Below are 16917 nucleotides of genomic sequence, written 5' to 3' on the forward strand. Positions count from 1 at the left end.
CTCACGCGTCCAGCATCCTCAACGCTTCCACGAGGCTCGTTTTCATCCGGTTGAACGATACCGCGAGCGACGCGATCTCGTCGCCGCCGCGCACCGGAAATTGCGCGTCTTCGAGCTTGCCGAGGCTCGCTTCGTCGGCCGCGCGCGAGAGCGTCTTGAGCCGCCGCGTGACGAGAAAATGCACCATCAGATTCAGCGCGATCATCACGCACACGAACACCGCGGCGAACGACGCCATGAACGTGCGCCATACGCTGCGCGCCTGCTCGAGCGGCAGCGACATCGGCACGGACACGATCTGCGCGCCGATCGTTTCGTGCATTGGCCAGTTGAAGCCGTTCGCGGGGCCGTACTTGTCGAGCAGGGTTCGCGGCGCGGCGGCCGGTGTGCTGTGGCACTCCATGCACTTGCCCGAATCGACGCGCGTCGGCCGCGCGATGTAGAGGCTGAGCCCCGACGGCGTGTCGCGCTCGCCGATCACCTCGGGCAGGTCCGGGTGGTCGTGCAGACGCCGGATCACGTCGCTTTCCCAGTCCGTCGCGCGGTCGCGCGGATTGGTCGGATTGAGCATCGCGTGCTTGTACGAAAAGCCCGGGATCGACTTCTGGATCGCGAGCAGGCTTTCGACCGCCGAATACGCGGGGATCGACTGCGGGATGAACGTGTACTTGATCTGCGTGGCGAGCAGCGGCGTCACCTGTTCCGACGTGTAGTTGTGCACCGCCGTCGCGGTTTCGATCATCAGGTCGGCGTCGTGCACCGTTGCCTGGACGGCGTTCTGCTGCAATACCCGGTCGGCGACGATGCCGGTGGCGACGAAACCCACCGCGAAGACGGCGACGAACGCCAGATTGAACTTCAGGGTGAGTGACACGTTCATGAAGGCTCCGATCGTCGACGCGGTGTCCACATGCTCCGTTGCAATCGCGCGCGCGTCAATGAGCAGTGATAGCGAGAGCGCGCGGTGCGCGGTGCGCTGTTATCGCGGTGGCGGGTGCAGGACCGGACGCCATTCGGGCAGCGCGTGCAGATGGGCATCGACCTCCGAGCGAAACTCCGGCGCCTTCAGGCGCGGCGTGAACCGCCTGACGAACGTGCCGCGCACGCTCACGCTGCTCGTCAGCCAGTCGGCCACGTCGGCGTAATCGACGGCGCGCAGTGCCGCGGGCAATTCATGGCGGCTCGCGACGCGGCCGGATACGGCGACGAGCGAATCGCGAAAGCCCACCGGCATCCGAGCGACGAATTCCGTCGATGGGCGCGGCAGCACATGCAGCGGACCATCGGGCGCGCGCTCCGCGTACTGGCCGGCACGCAGCGTCAGTGCGCTCGCGTGGCCCGCGTCGTGAATCGGGAGAGTCAACGCATCATCGCCAGCTTCCGCGAATATCGCGACGCTTTGTGTGACGGCCGTCACAACGATCGACCAGGGCGCGCCGTTCATCGGCTTGATGCTGACGCCCGGCATGTCGATCGACAGCGATGGCAGCGGCGCCGCAGCGCCGGCCACGCGACCGATCTTCAGCCAGCCGCTCAGCATCGCGATTCGTACGGGCGTCGCGGCGGTGTCGCGGGTCGCCATGGAAGTGGCGAGCAGCACTCGCGTTTGCGGTCCGAGCGCGATCAGCGTCCCCGCGCCGTCCTCCAGTTGGGCGGACTTGCCGTCGTCGGTTTCGATGATGTCGTCGTCGCGCAGCCGTGTGCCCTCGCCCGCGCGATACAGCGACGCACCGCGAATCACCGTCACCGGGCCATCGGCGAACGCGAGCACGAGTTCCGCATGGGCGAGCGGTGTGACCAGCGCGAGGCACGCCACGGTGCAGCGTGCACAGAAGCGGCGGAGGGTTGAGTCGAAGGCCATGTGGGATCGTCAGTCTGGTGAAGGCAGTGTCCGCCGCGCGATGCAGCTCCCCGCCTGCGCGACGTCTGCCATCGCGGAAGGTTATCACTGTCCGAAATCGCCATGCCTGATGGATGCCCGCAAATCATCATGGACGTTGGCCCACGCTCACCTATTCTTGATAACGGACCGGTGGGTCCGTTGAATGCATGCCAAGCCGAAAGGAGACTTGAACAATGAAGATGCTACTGACGGTCGAAATCCCTCATGAACCCTTCAACTCGCTTGTCAGAGATGGGAAAGCGGGCGCGATTATTGGACGTATCCTGGAAACGATCAAGCCGGAGGCGGTGTACTTTACCGAGCACGATGGCATGCGCGGCGGGATCTTCCTGGTCGATATACAAGATTCATCGGAGATTCCGGCTTTTGCCGAGCCGTTTTATCTCAACTTCCAGGCCAACTGCAAGTTCCGCCTGGTGATGAGCCCGGAGGATCTGCAAAAGGCCGGCCTGGACGAACTGGGCAGGAAGTGGGCGTAAGACCCGGGGCAAGCCAACGCCCGGATGAAAGCGGCGCGATGCCCCCCCTTTTAGCACCGTCCATTGTTCTATTGCAGCAACGATTCGTTGTCGGCGGATGGCTTGCTCGAAGCGCGGCAAAAAAACACAATGCTTTCCACCTGCGCAAGATTGCGCGCCTGAGACCCGAAGCCGCCATGACCAATATCCTGCAACTCTTGCGCGACATTGTGCGCCCGAGACCCGAACCCACCCCCGTCACCACGATCCTGCAGATCAATTCCGCGGCCCGCTCGCAAGGCGCGCAGTCGACGCTGCTCATCAACGAATTGACTGACAAGCTGCGGCAATCGAAGTCCAATGCGAAGGTTGTCACGCGCAACCTCCAGGCCGAGCCGCTGCCGCACCTCGACGACGCCGTGCTCGGCGCGTTCTTCACGCCGGCCGAGCAGCGCACGCCGGAACAGCAGGCCATCGCGGCGCGCAGCGAAGCCCTGATCGCGGAACTGCAAGCCGCGGACGTCATCGTGATCGGCGCGCCGATGTACAACTTCGGTGTCTCGTCGCAACTCAAGACCTACTTCGACTGGATCGCGCGTGCGGGCATTACCTTCCAGTACACCGAGAACGGCCCGGAAGGCCTCGTGAAGGGCAAGAAGGTGTTCGTGGTCTCGGCGCGCGGCGGCCTGTATCAAGGCACCCCGTATGACACTCAGACGCCGTACCTGAAGTCGTTCCTCGGCTTCCTCGGCATGACCGACGTGAGCTTCATCTACGCCGAAGGCCTGAACATGGGCCCGGATGCGGTGAGCACCGCGCTTGCGGGCGCGCGCGAGGCGATCGCCGTCGCCGCGTAAGTCCGCTTCGGCGCTCCGCAGCGGGCGCCGCCATGCAATAACGCCACGACGGTGAGTCATATACAGTAAAACTGTACAGTTTTACTGCGTATATGCTATCGTCAGCCCATGACGCCCCCCTCCTCCCCGCTCGACACCGCGCAACTCGTCGCACTGGCCGGCGAGCTGCGCATTTCGCTGAGCAAGCTGATGCGGCGCCTGCGCGAACAGGCGCGTCCGAACGACCTGACGTCGTCGCAGAAGTCGGTCCTCCTGCGTCTCGACCGTGACGGCCCCGCCACCGTCTCCTCGCTCGCCCGCGCCGAAAGCGTGCGTCCGCAGTCGATGCGCGTCACGGTCGCCGCACTGGAAGCGCTGGGCGCCATCAGCGGCAAACCCGATCCGACCGACGGACGGCAAACCCTGATCGCACTGACACCCGGCTTCCGGAAAGCGCTCCAGGCCAACCGGGCCGCGAAGGACGACTGGCTGTTCCGCGCGCTGCAGGTGCAACTCTCGTCGCGGGAACAAGCCGAACTCGCATCCGCCGTGAATCTGCTGCAGCGGCTCGCGGATTTCTAGGCCCCGTCGACGAGCATGTTCCGTTCGCTGAGAAGCTTCAACTACCGCGTCTGGGCGGTCGGCGCGCTGATCTCCAACGTCGGCACGTGGATCCAGCGCACCGCGCAGGACTGGCTCGTCCTCACGCAGCTCACGCACCACGACGCGTCGGCCGTCGGCACGGTGATGGCGCTCCAGTTCGGGCCGCAGTTGCTGATGCTGCCGTGGACCGGCTACGCGGCCGACCGCTTCAACCAGCGCCGGATGCTGATCGCCACGCAGGCGCTGATGGGTGCGCTCGCGCTGGCGCTCGGCGCGCTGACGGTTACCGGCATCGTGCGGCTCTGGCATGTGTATGTGTTCGCGTTCCTGTTCGGCTGCGCAGCGGCGTTCGACGCGCCGGTGCGCCAGATCTTCGTCGCCGAGCTGGTCGGCGATGCGGAATTGCCGAACGCGGTCGCGCTCAACTCGACGTCGTTCAACGCCGCGCGAATGATCGGCCCCGCATCGGCCGGCCTGATCATCGCGTCGGTCGGCACCGGCTGGGCGTTCCTGATCAACGGCATCAGCTTCGTCGCGGTGCTGGTATCGTTGTCGATGCTGCGGGTCGCCGATCTGCGTCCGAACGCGCGGGCGCATCGCGCGCGCGGCAGCCTGCTCGACGGTTTTCGCTATGTCTGGAATCGCCCGGACCTGAAGGCGATCCTGGTGATGCTGTTCCTGATCGGCACGTTCGGGCTGAACTTCCCGCTCTACATTTCGACGATGGCGGCCGGCGTGTTCCATACCGATGCGCGCGGCTACGGGATTCTGTCGTCGTGCATGGCGGTCGGCACGGTATCCGGCGCGCTGCTCGCGGCCGGCCGCGCGCGGCCGCGGTTCGGACACCTGTGGATCGGCGCGGCGATGTTCGGAGTCGGCTGCACGCTGGGCGCGATCTCGCCGAACTACTGGCTGTTCGGTGCCGCGCTCGTCGTGACCGGCGTCGCCGCGCTGACGTTCACGAACGGGACCAACAGCCTGATGCAGCTATCGACCGAGCCGGCGATGCGGGGACGCGTGATGGCGCTGCGGATGGCGATCGCGTTCGGCGGCACGCCGCTCGGCGCGCCGATCGCGGGCTGGGTCGCGAACCACCTTGGCCCGCGCTGGGCACTCGGCGTCGGCGCGGCTTCCGGCTTCGCCGCGGCGGCGGTCGCGACTTACGCGCTCGCGAAAGAGGTCCACCGATCGCCCGGGCAGGACGCGCCCGGGCGTCAAGCTCATTAGCAGATGGCGGAACCTTCTACCTGGATGACCTGCGTTAATCCGCCGTGTGTGACTTTGATCGTGCCGCTCTCGTCCTGCTGGTCCAATTCCTGATGTGCTTTCCCCGCTTTGAGCGTTTCAACGACCCAGGTTGTTTTCTGGGTGTCGGCAAACGTCCGTGCCGCGCCTGAAGCGCCGACGAGATGCAGGACGATTAGCTTGCCGTCGATGCGAATGAACCCCGTTGCACCGCTTTGCACGCCATCCTCCCGGAAGATGGGCAGATCTGAACTGCCCTGGATACGGGACAACTCCACGATGCAGCCGTCAATATCGCCGTCCTTCTGCTGCAAGCCGGTGATTTGGAAGGATCGCGACCCCTCTTCATCACCTGCGCTCGAGGACAGCTGACGATCGGCTTTAAGGCGTCGCAGTATTTCTCCACGCTCCGCGATCAGCACGTGATCCGAGTTTTCGCCCCTGTCGTAACGTTTGGCTGTCCGATAGGAGAACCTCTTTCCATATTGATTCGTTGCAGGATCAAACGCCCATGCGTCGACTTCGAAGAAATGTTGTCCGAAGTGATCTTCTCCCTTGCCCCAAATAAAATCCGCCCGGACAAATAGCGGATACGGCGATACTTCCGGCACATTCCACATCGCGCGATCCGCCATCTCCGTCTCGGTCATTTCAGGCATCAGATTCTCGATCTTCCCGCCCGCGCCATAACGCAAGACCGCCACTCGCTCCAGCATCCCGCTGCCGCCGGCGGAGAACATCCCCGAGAAGAAAACCCACGCCCCGCCCGACGAAAGCGGCAATCGTTCAGATCGTGGTTTGAGTCCAAACTGATAGAGGCTACTTTGGGAGCCCGGTATATGGGCGGGTGGCATCTCGAAGCATGACGCACCGTTGGGCAGCGGACAGAGCTTCACGCCGGATAGCGGAAACCCATCGGCATCCAGCTTTCCCTCTGCTTGCGTGTAGTGCGGAAATGCAAGCTCGCTCGATGCCGCGTGAACATCGGCGATGCCGATGATAGAAAAGCCCAGGAGCACCCCGAGCGTCTTCAAAACCCACTTCATGCATCTCACTCCATTATGATTTCGTTGATGAGCGTCTCTCACGCCGTTTGGAATGCGGATACTACTGGAGCGCCCTCGCCGACGCCGACGCCGACGCCGATGCCGATGTCAAGTAAGAGGTGTCGTTTATGTTCGGCCCGAACAGGAGTGCGCACGCACCGTTTCCGGATTGACCGGGCTATGTCCAGGGACGATCTGCATCATCACGAGTGCAGCATGTTCCCCATCCGGCACCGACCAAATCATCATCGCAGTCAGATCGTCGCCCTTCGATGATTTCAGCCACCGGACCATTCGCACTTGTTGCGGAAAGCATGTCGTCGCACCGACGATGTCCTCGGTGATCGACCCGTAACGATCAAAGGTCTCGCTCATTGCATCGACGGCCTGTTTGCGTGCAACGGCCTTCTTTGCAACGTCAGCGAAACTGTCGTAGATGGCGTCGAACTTCCCGCTGTTGAATCGTTGAATGACAACTGCTTCAGCCGAGTCAGAGGCTGCTTTGTCGTCCGCGAAGTATCCGAAGTGAATCTTGAGCTTCAAGAGCAGCCCAATACTGAGCAGCACGGCTATCGCCACTGCGATCTTCCATTTCCCGCCTTTTATTGCAATCGTCATTTTTTCTCGTTTTCTCAACGCCTCGGAGGCCAAAGCATACAACAACGATTGAACCGGAGATTCAAGTCGACCGAGCGTGCCGTGCGCCGTGCGCCGTGCGCCGATAAATAACCGATGGAACGACGCGACGAGACGTCCGGCGGCAATATCATCCGAAGTGGTAGTCAGCGAATCGGCAATTGAATTCGTCGCCGAGTACACTTTCGCAAGTGGGCTTTTGCGTCGCCGATTGCCGACACTCACGCATTCATGTTGGATGCCACAACGTCGCCAACGCGCAAGCAATCGACGACGTGACGCAACAGGCGAGGCAGGCGCTCGGTGCGTGAAGCCTGCCGGAAAAACCTTCTGGGGCGGCTACTCCGGCTATTTTCAGGATCCTGACGGCCATCGTTGGGAGATCACCTTCAATCCCGATCTGATTCCCGACGACTGACGATCGACTTCGCCGCCGGCCGCCTCCGTGGACGGCCGCCCCGTCATATTTCGACGCGCGAACCCACTTCGATCACCCGGTTCGCGGTCAGCTTGTAAAAGGCCGCCGGATTGCCGATGTTGTGCGACATCACGCTGAACACCCGTTCGCGCCACACCGGCATGCCCTTGCCGCCGGCCACCACGGTCGCATGACTGAGGAAATAGGACACCTGCGCCGGATCGACCACCAGGCCCTTCGGCTCGCAGTCGCGCAGCGCTTGCGGCAGGCTGGGTTCGTCCTTGAAGCCGTAAGTCACGACGATCCCGTAGCAGTTGTGGCTCATCGGCGTGATCGTCACGCGCTGATCGCGCGACACATACGGCACGTCCCGATTGGTCACGTGCACGAACAGCACGCGTTCGTGCAGCACATGGTTGTGCATCAGGTTGTTCACCAGCGCGTGCGGCACCGCATCGGGATCGATGTTCAGGAACACGGCGGTGCCGGGCACGCGGACCGTTTCCCTCGCCAGCAGGCCATCCAGGTACTGGGCCAGCGGCAGCGTGCCGGCATGGGCCCGCGCCTCGTCCACCATCAATTCGCGGCCGCGGTGCCAGGTCGACATCACGGTGAACATGATCGCGCCCAGCAGCAGCGGGAACCACCCGCCATCGACGAACTTCAGCAGATTCGCCGAAAAGAACACGAAGTCGATCACGAAGAAGAAACCGGTGGCCAGCACGCACAGCAGCCAGTTGTAGTGCCACGCGTAGCGCACCACGTAGAACGTGAGGAACGTGGTGATCATCATCGTGCCGGTCACCGCGATGCCGTAGGCCGAACCCAGCGCGGTCGACGAGCCGAAGCCCAGCACCGCGCACACCACCGCGATCAGCAGCAGCCAGTTGATCGCGGGCACGTAGATCTGGCCGGCCTCGCGCTCGGACGTGTAGACGATGCCCATGCGCGGCATGAAGCCCAGCTGCATCGCCTGCTTGGTCATCGAGAACGCGCCGCTGATCACCGCTTGCGACGCGATCACGGTCGCCACCGTCGCGAGTATCACCATCGGAAACAGCGTGACCGACGGGAACAGATGAAAGAACGGGTTGTCGACGGTCTTCGCGTCCGACAGCAGCAGCGCGCCCTGCCCCAGGTAGTTGATCGCGAGCGCGGGCAGCACCATGACGAACCACGACAGCCGGATCGGCGGCGCGCCGAAGTGCCCCATGTCCGCATACAGCGCCTCGGCGCCGGTCAGCGCCAGCACCACCGAGCCGAGCGAGACGAACGCGATCCAGCCGTTGCGCATCAGGAAGGCGAGGCCCACGAACGGATTGAACGCATCCAGGATGTCCGGCGCGCGCCCGATGTTCAGCAGCCCCGACACCGCGACCACGCCGAACCACAGCACCATCACCGGCCCGAATACCGCGCCGATGCCGGCCGTGCCGCGCCGCTGCACCAGAAACAGCGCGATCAGCACGACCAGCGCGATCGACACGACGAAGGGCTTCAGCCGCGGTTCCGCCACTTCCAGCCCTTCCACCGCGCTGAGCACCGAGATGGCCGGCGTGATCACGCCGTCGCCGTAGAACAGCGCCGCGCCGAACACGCCGGCGAGCAGCAGCCCGGTGCGCAGGCGCGGCCGGTCCATCACCGAACTGGACGCCAGCGCGAGCAGCGCCATGATCCCGCCCTCGCCGTGGTTATGCGCGCGCATGATCAGCGTCACGTACTTCAGCGACACCACGACGATCAGCGACCAGATGATCAGCGACACGACCCCCAGCACGTTGGCGCGGGTGAGCGGCAGCCCGTGATTCACGTCGAACACCGTGCTCATCGTGTACAGCGGGCTGGTGCCGATGTCGCCGAACACGATGCCGATCGCGGCCAATGCCAGCTTCGCCATCGCCCCGGGGCCGGTTTGCGCGGCGTGGCCGGTCTGGGCGTCGGCTTGCGAGCCTGAAGACGATTCCATGAACGGCTCCTTCTCAGTGGTGGGGCCTTGTTAAGCCAGCGAGCTGGCGTACCGGCCCCTGCAGTGCGGGGCGGCGCGTCTCGTCACGCTGGGTCTCCTGTAATGGGTCGATCAACGGCGGTCCGTCGGCGACAGCGTACCGAAGAAAGTTCGCATTTCAAAGCGTTCCAGATCAGTCCCCACGCAATCCGAACATTTCGGCAGGGTCCGGGCGGGTGCGAATCGGTCAGGGTTGCGATCCATTGCCGTCGGGGATCGTGTCGACGTCGCCCGCATCCCACGCGATCCGGTCGAAGATCGCCCGCAGCTTGATTCCGCGCGTCGCGTTCAGCATCGTCGCGTGCGCGACGCGTCCGGCCAGATAGCCGCGAAAATCCGGATGCGCATCGCGGTTCTGCGACGCCGGCCCATGCCGGACGCTGTTCGTCAGCATCGCCTTCAACGTGTCGAACGCGTCGCGCGCGAGATTCGGGTGCCGGTTGACGACGACGCCCGCCAGCCGCTGCCGTACGCTGCGCCGCATCACGCGCGTCTTGCGCATGTGCAGCGCGAAGCCTTCTTCGAGCGCGATCGCGGCGACCCTGACCTGCAGCCGTTCGATCGCGCGCGCCAGCCCGGCGCCGCCGGAGAAGGCGAGATCGTCTGCATAGCGCGTGTAGGTCGCGTCGAGCGAACGCGCCAGCGCGGCGAGCCGCGTGTCGAGCCGGAACGCACACAGGTTCGCGAGCGCGGGCGAGGTCGGCGCGCCCTGAGGCAGATGCCGATTGCGGTAACGCTGGCGGCCGGACCAGTCGAACCTGTCGCGCAGATCCGGCGCGAGCAGACGCGCCGACGGCACGCGATTCGTGCAGAGCGCGGTCAGCGTCCGCGCGACTTCGGCCGGATAGCCGAGCGTGCCGAACAGCGCATGGATTCTCGCCGCGCGAACCGACACGAAGAAGTCCGCCAGATCGAAACGGATCACGACGTCGCGATCCGCGTGCGGCGCGGCGAACGACACGATGCCGCGCCCGCGGCGAAAGCCGTGCGCGGCATCGTGCGGCGGAACGCGATCGAGCAGCCCGTGCAGAACGCGGCTTTGCGCGTCGCGCAGGCGGCCCTTCGGAATCTCGATCAGACGGCATCCGCCATCGCGCTTGTCGAATGCACGGTACGTGTAGTGATGCAGCGGCGTCTCGCTGCCACGCGCCGCGACGCGCCAGCGATCGGCGAGCCATTCGAGCTCGGGCACGGTCAGGTCGAGCCAGTCGGCGAGATCGCCGGAAGTGGGCAACTGCGGCAACGGCGGCAACGGCGGCAGATCGAGCGCCGCGAGCGGTGGCGGCAACGGCCGTTGTACGGCCGGTTGCCGCAGGATGCGGACGATCGTCGGCCGGCCACCGCGTCGCCACGCTTCGACGAATCCCGGCGCACCGACGACGAGCCGCGATAGCTCGTCGGGCTCGACGTCGGCCCAGCGCTCGCCGAAGCGCGCGATCGCGTCAAGTGCGACGTCGCGCACCCACGGCGGCGAATCGCCGAGCACGGCCGCGATGCGCGCGGCCACGCCGTCTGGTTCGGCCGGTCCGGCCAGCATCGCATCGGCGATCGTGCGTGTGGTGTCGTACAGGGATGAATGCATGAGCGCTGATGGGCGGGACGATGAGCCAACGTGCTCGGTGCTGCGAGAGCGGCTTTGCGCAACGCGCAACCGGGCTCTTGCGACGCATCGGGGAGTCGATCTCATCCACGGGGTAGCCCCGTAGTCCGGGAACATCGGTTGCCTGTTCCGGGGTGTGCTTGACCCACCGCCCCGCGACGCGACTGTAACGGTCGCACGAAGGCGGTGTCAACGGCGGCGACTTGCCGCACCGCATCAGACGCGGAATCGGTTGCCTTTCCGCTCACTCTTCCTATCTGGACCGCCCGCGCGGGCGCACACGAAATGTCGGGCCGGCGGGAATAAAACGGACGATCCGACAGTCTTGCTATTGAACCCGGTCGGGAGGCCCGCTGGATGATCCGGCGGCCCACCTCCCGAACCTTAATCGCGAGGTCAATATGTCATCCGATCTGCCATCCGATCCGTCACGCCGCAGCGCATTGAAGTGTCTCGCTTTCGGCGGCGTGGGCACCGTGTTTGTGCTGGCCGGCGGTGTGCTCACGCCGGTGGAACTGGCCCTCGCCGCCACGTCGGAGGATTCGTCGGCTGCTTCGGGCGTTCCGCTGTTCCTGCAGATCAGCGACTCTCATATCGGCTTCAACAAGGAAGCCAATCCGGATGTCGCGGGCACGCTCAAGCGGACGATCGACTTCGTCAACGCGATGCCGGTCAAGCCGGCGCTGACGATTCACACCGGCGACATCACGCATCTTTCCAAGCCGGAGGAATTCGATCTCGCCGCCCAATTGATGTCGGGCCTGAATATCACCGAACTGCATACCGTGCCCGGCGAGCATGACGTGACCGACGGGACCGGGACGGAATACTTCAAACGTTTCGGTCAGGCCTCCGACAACAAGGGCTATTACAGCTTCGACCATAGCGGCGTGCACTTCATCGGTCTGGTCAACGTCATGCATTTCAAGCCGAACGGTCTGGGAGGCTTGGGCGACGATCAGCTCGCCTGGCTGGAAAACGATCTGAAAGGCCGCTCCGCCAGCACGCCGATCGTCGTCTTCGCGCATATGCCGATGTGGACGATTTACGAACCGTGGGGCTGGGGCACCGGCGATGCCGGCCAGGCGATGAGCTATCTGAAGCGCTTCGGCTCGGTCACGGTGCTGAATGGGCATATCCACCAGATCGTGTCGAAGGTGGAGGGCAACATCACGTTCCATACGGCGCGCTCGACCGCGTATCCGCAACCCACGGCCGGCAACGGGCCCGGACCCGGACCGCTGCAGGTAACGAGCGATCAGCTGCCGAAGATGCTTGGCGTGACCAGCATCAAGATCACGCAGCACCCGCTCAAGGCGACGCTCGCCGATGCGACGCTCGTCTGAATGGCCATTGCTCGCTCACCCAACAGGAGCCCTGTCATGCTATCCCTCATGCTTCGCCGCGCATTCATCGCCCCTCTCGGGTTTGCGATGCTCATGGCGGCATCCGCCGATTTCACCGTCGTGCAAGCGCAGGAGTCCAATGCGGTCGTGATCAAGAACTTCATGTTCTCGCCGATGGAGCTCACCGTCAAAGCCGGCTCGACCGTGACGTGGAAAAATCTCGATGGCGAACCGCATACGGTCGTCAACGACGCCGGAATTTTTCGCTCCGCCGCGCTCGATCAGAACGATACGTTCCAGTACAAGTTCGATAAACCGGGCGTCTACAAGATATTCTGCGGCATCCATCCAAACATGCGGGAGACGATTACCGTCCGGTAGGTGCGCTCTGCCCATTCCGTCGGGCGCGTAGCCCGACGGATGGACTTCGATGTCAAGGCGTCGGCGTTGTCTGCCGGGTCTGGCTCAGGCCCAGTGCCGCACTTCGTTCCGCTTGATGTCTGGCGGCAACCTTCGCTTCGGCTGCCTGAATATCGTCGGGATAACTGTTGCCGCCATCGCCCATGGACGGGTCATACCCGACCGACTCCAACTCCTGGAGCTCCTGATAGACCTCGGCACGTGTCTTGCCCTGGGCGAATGCACCCGACGACGTGAGCGCGGCAAGCGAAATAGCGGTGATGGCGGTGATGGCAAACCTCTTCATTTCAGACTCCTTATCATGTTGCGCGGTATGCGATAAGTAGACGCCGCTTCGCCATCGGATATTCCCGCGCCTTGAATGGAAAGCATCGGCCGCTCGCCGAGCTGAACTCGGAGCCATTTCGACTACCCGGGAATAAAAACGACGTGCCGGCGGTCTGATCACTGTCGGTAACGGAGCGCGATTACTGCAGGGATTTCACAATGGCCGATCCAGTCAGCGCGCAGCGCTTCGAAAAGCTCGTGTTACCTCACATGAATTCGGCGTTCAATGTTGCGCGATGGCTGGCGCATAACGATCAGGATGCCCAGGACGTGGTGCAGGAGGCGTATCTCCGCGCATTCCGGTTTTTTGGCGGATTCCGCGGCGAGGACGCCCGCCCCTGGTTATTGAGCATCGTGCGTAACACCTTCTATACGTGGCACCAGCAGAACCGGGGGCACGCGGCGGACACCACGATGTTCGAGGAAGACATGCACAGCCTCGAGACGAAGACCGCGGAACGCGACGACAGCCCCGAGGCGATGCTCATTCGGATCCAGAGCCGGAAGCGGGTGCACGACGCATTGCGGAGTCTGCGTCCGGAATACCGGGAGGTGATCGTGCTGAGGGAGCTTGAAGAATTGTCGTACAAGGAAATCGCCGCCGTCGTGGGTATCCCGATGGGCACGGTGATGTCTCGCCTCGGGCGCGGTCGCCAGCAACTCGCGGCGCTGCTCGCACCGACGGATCAGGAGGCATGATGGATCACGAACAGGTGCTTGAACTGCTGCCGGGCTATATCGACGAGGAACTGAGCCTGTCCGAGGCGCTCGAACTCGAACGCCATCTTGCCGGCTGCGAGCCGTGCAAACGGGCCTACGAGCAGCAGCGTCAAGTCAGCGCGCAGCTCAGGCACGCGAATCTGCGCGTGGAGGCGCCGGCGGAACTGGTGAAGCGTATCCGGGCCGCGCTGCCGGCCCGGCGCTCGCGCTGGCAGCGGCTGTGGGACCGGTTTGGCCGATCGAGCGGCGGTGGTTCATGGGGCTGGGCGCCGGTTGGCGCGATGGTGACGAGCGTGGTCGCGTTGGCCTGGAGCGCGGGCCTGTACCTGGCGGTGCCGTCCGGTGAGACGCGGCTCACTCAGGAGCTGGTGGATGATCATGTTCGCTCATTGCAGTTCAATCACCTCTTCGACGTGATTTCAACCGACCGGCATACCGTCAAGCCATGGTTCGACGGCAAGCTGGACTTCGCGCCGCCGGTCGTCGATCTCGCGCGGCAGGGTTATCCGCTGGTCGGCGGCCGGCTGGACTACCTGAATGGCCGGTCGGTAGCCGTGATGGTCTATCGCTACAAGCTGCACCCGATCAATCTTTATGTATGGCCGGGCAATGACGCGGGCGCCCCGCCTCCTCGCATCTACCAGCAACAGGGCTATCACCTCGCGCACTGGAGCGCGGCGGGGATGAATTACTGGGCGATTACCGATGCCGGTGAAACCGAATTGAACGGCTTCATCGCGAATCTGCTCGCCCATCCCGCTTCCTGACTGTCGCCACGCGGCAGGCTTGCGGCGACATGCAGCGCTGGTGTCAGGCGCCGGGCGATGTCGACGCGTCAGACCGGAGGCATCCGTGCCGCGTTGGACAGCACGCGGACGGGCACTGGATCATGCCGGCCTTTCAGATGGGCGGTCAGCCGCGGCAGGCCTTCGGCCGGCACGCCGGCATGCTGGAACACCTGTTCGGAAATGATTGCCTCGCAGGCCATCTCTTTCGTCAACGCCTCGAGTCGCGAGGCCACGTTCAGTGGATCGCCAATCGCCGTGAACGTCACATGCTCGCGAAAGCCGATCTCGCCCATGACGGCCCGGCCGCAATGCAATCCAATGCCGAACCGAATGGGCGCTTGCAATTGCTGCTCGAGCGCCGAGTTGAGTTGAGCGATATTGGCCGCGACCAGCGGCACCGCGCTGAGCGCATGGCGACACGCAGCGGCCGGTTCGTCGTGCAAGCCGAAGATCGCGAGCACGGCGTCGCCCAGGAACTGGTTCGGCAGGCCGCCCGCCTCGACCACCGCGGCGCAGACGGCGCTCAGGAAGCGACTGACCACGAATAGACTGTCGAACGGCAATTGCGCGGCCGCGAGCTGCGTGGAACCCCGCATGTCGACGAACATGAACGCCGCGAATCGCTCTTGCGGCATGACATCCCGCTGGCGCCGCTGCAGAAAGGCCGTGGATGCGCCCGGGGGCACCAGTGGCCATACGGAGAGATCATGGATCGGCCGCAACTGGCAGGCGAGGCGCACTGTCTGCGAGTCAGCGCCCAGCCGCGCCAGAACACGCCGCTCCGCGTCGGCTGGCGCGGGCAGCGGCGCATCGCTGACCACACGCACCCGGCACAATGTGCAACGGGCGCGACCACCACACGTGCTGGCATGGGGAATGCCGGCCATCCGGCTTGCCTCCAGCACCGAAAATCCGAGTGGCGCGAACACCTTGCGCCCGTCCGGATACGCAATGCAGAGTCGCCCGCGCCAGCGCTCCCGGACCATGCGCACCAGCCGCGCTGCCAGTACCAGCAGCAGCGCGCCACCATCGAAGAGCAAAAAGTCGTTGCGCAGATCGGCGAGCCAGAGATTTTGCAGTCCCGTCCCGACGACCGTCGGCCGTGTCGCCGCCGCGCGCCAGACAGGATCCTGCGCAAGCGCGACCACTTCACGTCCACCTTGCAGGAAACCGAGCAGCGCCAGCACCGGGAGCAGCACGGCGACGCTCAGCAGCACGCTCCGCCACGCGCCGAACCAGGGTTTCAACCGCAACCAGAACCAGACGCCGAAACACCCGTGCAGCCACGCGACCACCAGCAGCAGCAGTTGCGCACGGCCGAAGAACGGCGACGTGATCCAGAACGAGTACAGCAACTGCGCGTAACCCTTGTTCAGGCCGAACGCCGCGAACGCGATCCGCGTATTCGCGAGATGGTTGGCCAGCAGCGGCGGGATGCACAATCCCAGGACGAGCTGCATCACCTCGGCCCGATTCCAATGCACCGAGCGCCGCTCATACAACGCCCACAGACCCAGAAAGAAATGCGTCACCAGCGCGCCGTACAGCACGCCCGTTCCAAGCCATCCCTGCCAGATGAACTTCTGCACGAGCAGACCGCGCTCCAGCCAGGCGAGCGAGACATTTCCCAGCGCGTGATTCAGCAGGTGTGTTCCGACGTAGGTGAACAGCACCAGTCCGGTGGTCAGCCGAACCGATCGCACGCCCACCGGCGGCCATCCTTGAAAACCGGGAAAGCGCGACATGGTCTGCTATTCACCCTCTCGATCAGCGTTGCTTCGTCGAGAGACCGACCGGCTTCTCTCATGCGCGCGACAACGTCTGTCGCGCACGCTTCCGATTATCTTTCCGGTTTGCTTCGGCGTGACGTACGGCGTCGGCAAATCGCTGCAATGCCGACAATGAACCGCACACGCTCTGGTATTCCACCCGGCCGATCCTGCCGTCGAGGATGACGGTCATGCCCGACGTACGGGCGATGTCGACGATGTCCATTTTGACCACCTCTTTCGCGTCTTCTCGTTTGCAAGACTGCCGGGCTGGCCTGATTATTCCTGAAGCATCCGCCGGCGTTGCGGGCTGCCGATGTGGGGATCGATCGTTCGAAACGAACATTTCGCGTCGATCGGCTAAGATACGCCCCGGCCACCCGATCCCATAACGACGGAGCATTCCCGTGATTCAACCGACCAGCGTATTCAAGGACAACCTCGCGCAACTGCCGTCGATCGACGGCATCGAGCGCATCGATCTCGTCGACCTGAAGGGCGACGTCGTCGCGACCATCGAGAACAAGCCGGGCAAGCAGGGCTCGCTCGCGGTGTACCACTATCTGTGCCAGACGTTCGGCTCGCTCGACGCGAACGCGGCCGAGCACGGTCTCGCGGTATTCGCCGAGCACACCGCCGACGCGCGCAATCGTCCGGGCGCACATCCGAACGTCGATCGCCTGCTCGAGATCGCGGGCGGCGGCGATCCGCTGCGCATCGACGTGATCCCCACCGCCTGAGCGCGCGTCACGCCGCCAGCGCACGATGCGGACCGGCCGACGCCGGTCCGCATCCGC

General features: G+C 64.2%; 18 protein-coding genes and 1 pseudogene. 10 read left to right on the top strand and 9 right to left on the bottom strand.

The window, feature by feature from the left end; translation table 11 throughout:
- Window position 1: 1 nt before the first annotated feature.
- Complete coding sequence (locus HZI36_RS04290; RefSeq protein ID WP_179401399.1) at window positions 2-880, bottom strand: c-type heme family protein; 879 nt, start codon at window positions 878-880, stop codon at window positions 2-4.
- A gap of 99 nt (window positions 881-979) precedes the next feature.
- Entirely contained in the window at window positions 980-1861 is an 882-nt protein-coding gene (locus tag HZI36_RS04295) for a FecR family protein (protein ID WP_179401400.1), read from the bottom strand.
- 215 nt (window positions 1862-2076) lie between these two features.
- On the opposite strand from HZI36_RS04295, the gene HZI36_RS04300 reads away from it, so the two are divergent.
- The 4 genes from HZI36_RS04300 (at window position 2077) to HZI36_RS04315 (ending at window position 5027) form a co-directional block, all read left to right on the top strand.
- A complete protein-coding gene (locus tag HZI36_RS04300) occupies window positions 2077-2382 on the top strand; it encodes a panthothenate synthetase (RefSeq protein WP_179401401.1) in 306 nt (101 codons plus the stop codon).
- 176 nt (window positions 2383-2558) lie between these two features.
- A complete protein-coding gene (locus tag HZI36_RS04305; RefSeq protein WP_179401493.1) occupies window positions 2559-3218 on the top strand; it encodes an FMN-dependent NADH-azoreductase in 660 nt (219 codons plus the stop codon).
- A gap of 108 nt (window positions 3219-3326) precedes the next feature.
- Window positions 3327-3779: a MarR family winged helix-turn-helix transcriptional regulator gene (locus tag HZI36_RS04310; protein ID WP_179401402.1), complete on the top strand. Its 453-nt coding sequence runs from the start codon at window positions 3327-3329 to the stop codon at window positions 3777-3779.
- 15 nt (window positions 3780-3794) lie between these two features.
- A complete protein-coding gene (locus HZI36_RS04315; RefSeq protein WP_179401403.1) occupies window positions 3795-5027 on the top strand; it encodes an MFS transporter in 1233 nt (410 codons plus the stop codon).
- Here HZI36_RS04315 and HZI36_RS26900 read toward each other — a convergent pair.
- A complete protein-coding gene (locus HZI36_RS26900) occupies window positions 5024-6091 on the bottom strand; it encodes a hypothetical protein (RefSeq protein WP_246326953.1) in 1068 nt (355 codons plus the stop codon). The two genes, HZI36_RS04315 and HZI36_RS26900, sit on opposite strands and share 4 nt — an antisense overlap.
- 126 nt (window positions 6092-6217) lie before the next feature.
- Window positions 6218-6952 carry a hypothetical protein gene (locus tag HZI36_RS04325; protein ID WP_179401295.1) on the bottom strand — a complete coding sequence of 245 codons (735 nt, stop codon included), beginning with the start codon at window positions 6950-6952 and terminating at the stop codon, window positions 6218-6220.
- A gap of 17 nt (window positions 6953-6969) precedes the next feature.
- Between HZI36_RS04325 and HZI36_RS04330 the strand changes: the two are divergent.
- Window positions 6970-7145: pseudogene (locus HZI36_RS04330) on the top strand (VOC family protein); the annotation flags it as partial.
- Between the two features lie 43 nt (window positions 7146-7188).
- On the opposite strand, the gene HZI36_RS04335 reads toward HZI36_RS04330, so the two are convergent.
- Window positions 7189-9111, bottom strand: coding sequence for a potassium transporter Kup (locus tag HZI36_RS04335; protein WP_179401404.1), 1923 nt, complete (start codon window positions 9109-9111; stop codon window positions 7189-7191).
- 226 nt (window positions 9112-9337) lie between these two features.
- Window positions 9338-10732: a reverse transcriptase family protein gene (locus HZI36_RS04340; protein WP_179401405.1), complete on the bottom strand. Its 1395-nt coding sequence runs from the start codon at window positions 10730-10732 to the stop codon at window positions 9338-9340.
- Window positions 10733-11151: 419 nt separating this feature from the next.
- Between HZI36_RS04340 and HZI36_RS04345 the strand changes: the two genes are divergently transcribed.
- Window positions 11152-12096, top strand: a complete 945-nt coding sequence (locus tag HZI36_RS04345; protein WP_179401406.1) for a metallophosphoesterase family protein — start codon at window positions 11152-11154, stop codon at window positions 12094-12096.
- 87 nt (window positions 12097-12183) lie between these two features.
- On the top strand, window positions 12184-12477 hold the full coding sequence (locus HZI36_RS04350) for a cupredoxin domain-containing protein (protein WP_246326963.1): 294 nt from the start codon (window positions 12184-12186) through the stop codon (window positions 12475-12477).
- Window positions 12478-12529: 52 nt separating this feature from the next.
- Here HZI36_RS04350 and HZI36_RS04355 read toward each other — a convergent pair whose 3' ends face one another.
- Complete coding sequence (locus tag HZI36_RS04355) at window positions 12530-12802, bottom strand: DUF4148 domain-containing protein (protein ID WP_179401408.1); 273 nt, start codon at window positions 12800-12802, stop codon at window positions 12530-12532.
- Window positions 12803-13002: 200 nt separating this feature from the next.
- Between HZI36_RS04355 and HZI36_RS04360 the strand changes: the two genes are divergently transcribed.
- The gene (locus tag HZI36_RS04360; protein WP_179401409.1) at window positions 13003-13542 is read left to right on the top strand and encodes a sigma-70 family RNA polymerase sigma factor; all 540 of its coding nucleotides are present in this window, start codon (window positions 13003-13005) and stop codon (window positions 13540-13542) included.
- Window positions 13542-14330, top strand: coding sequence for an anti-sigma factor family protein (locus HZI36_RS04365; protein WP_179401410.1), 789 nt, complete (start codon window positions 13542-13544; stop codon window positions 14328-14330). Before HZI36_RS04360 ends, HZI36_RS04365 begins: the two co-directional genes overlap by 1 nt.
- Window positions 14331-14398: 68 nt before the next feature.
- Here HZI36_RS04365 and HZI36_RS04370 read toward each other — a convergent pair whose 3' ends face one another.
- Window positions 14399-16096 carry an adenylate/guanylate cyclase domain-containing protein gene (locus HZI36_RS04370; protein ID WP_179401411.1) on the bottom strand — a complete coding sequence of 566 codons (1698 nt, stop codon included), beginning with the start codon at window positions 16094-16096 and terminating at the stop codon, window positions 14399-14401.
- A 58-nt stretch (window positions 16097-16154) separates the two neighbouring features.
- On the bottom strand, window positions 16155-16346 hold the full coding sequence (locus tag HZI36_RS04375) for a hypothetical protein (RefSeq protein ID WP_179401296.1): 192 nt from the start codon (window positions 16344-16346) through the stop codon (window positions 16155-16157).
- Window positions 16347-16527: 181 nt separating this feature from the next.
- On the opposite strand from HZI36_RS04375, the gene HZI36_RS04380 reads away from it, so the two are divergent.
- Window positions 16528-16860: a DUF2322 family protein gene (locus HZI36_RS04380; protein ID WP_179401412.1), complete on the top strand. Its 333-nt coding sequence runs from the start codon at window positions 16528-16530 to the stop codon at window positions 16858-16860.
- Window positions 16861-16917: the final 57 nt, after the last annotated feature.

This window comes from Burkholderia guangdongensis (assembly GCF_013403875.1).
Classification (GTDB): Bacteria; Pseudomonadota; Gammaproteobacteria; order Burkholderiales; family Burkholderiaceae; genus Burkholderia; species Burkholderia guangdongensis.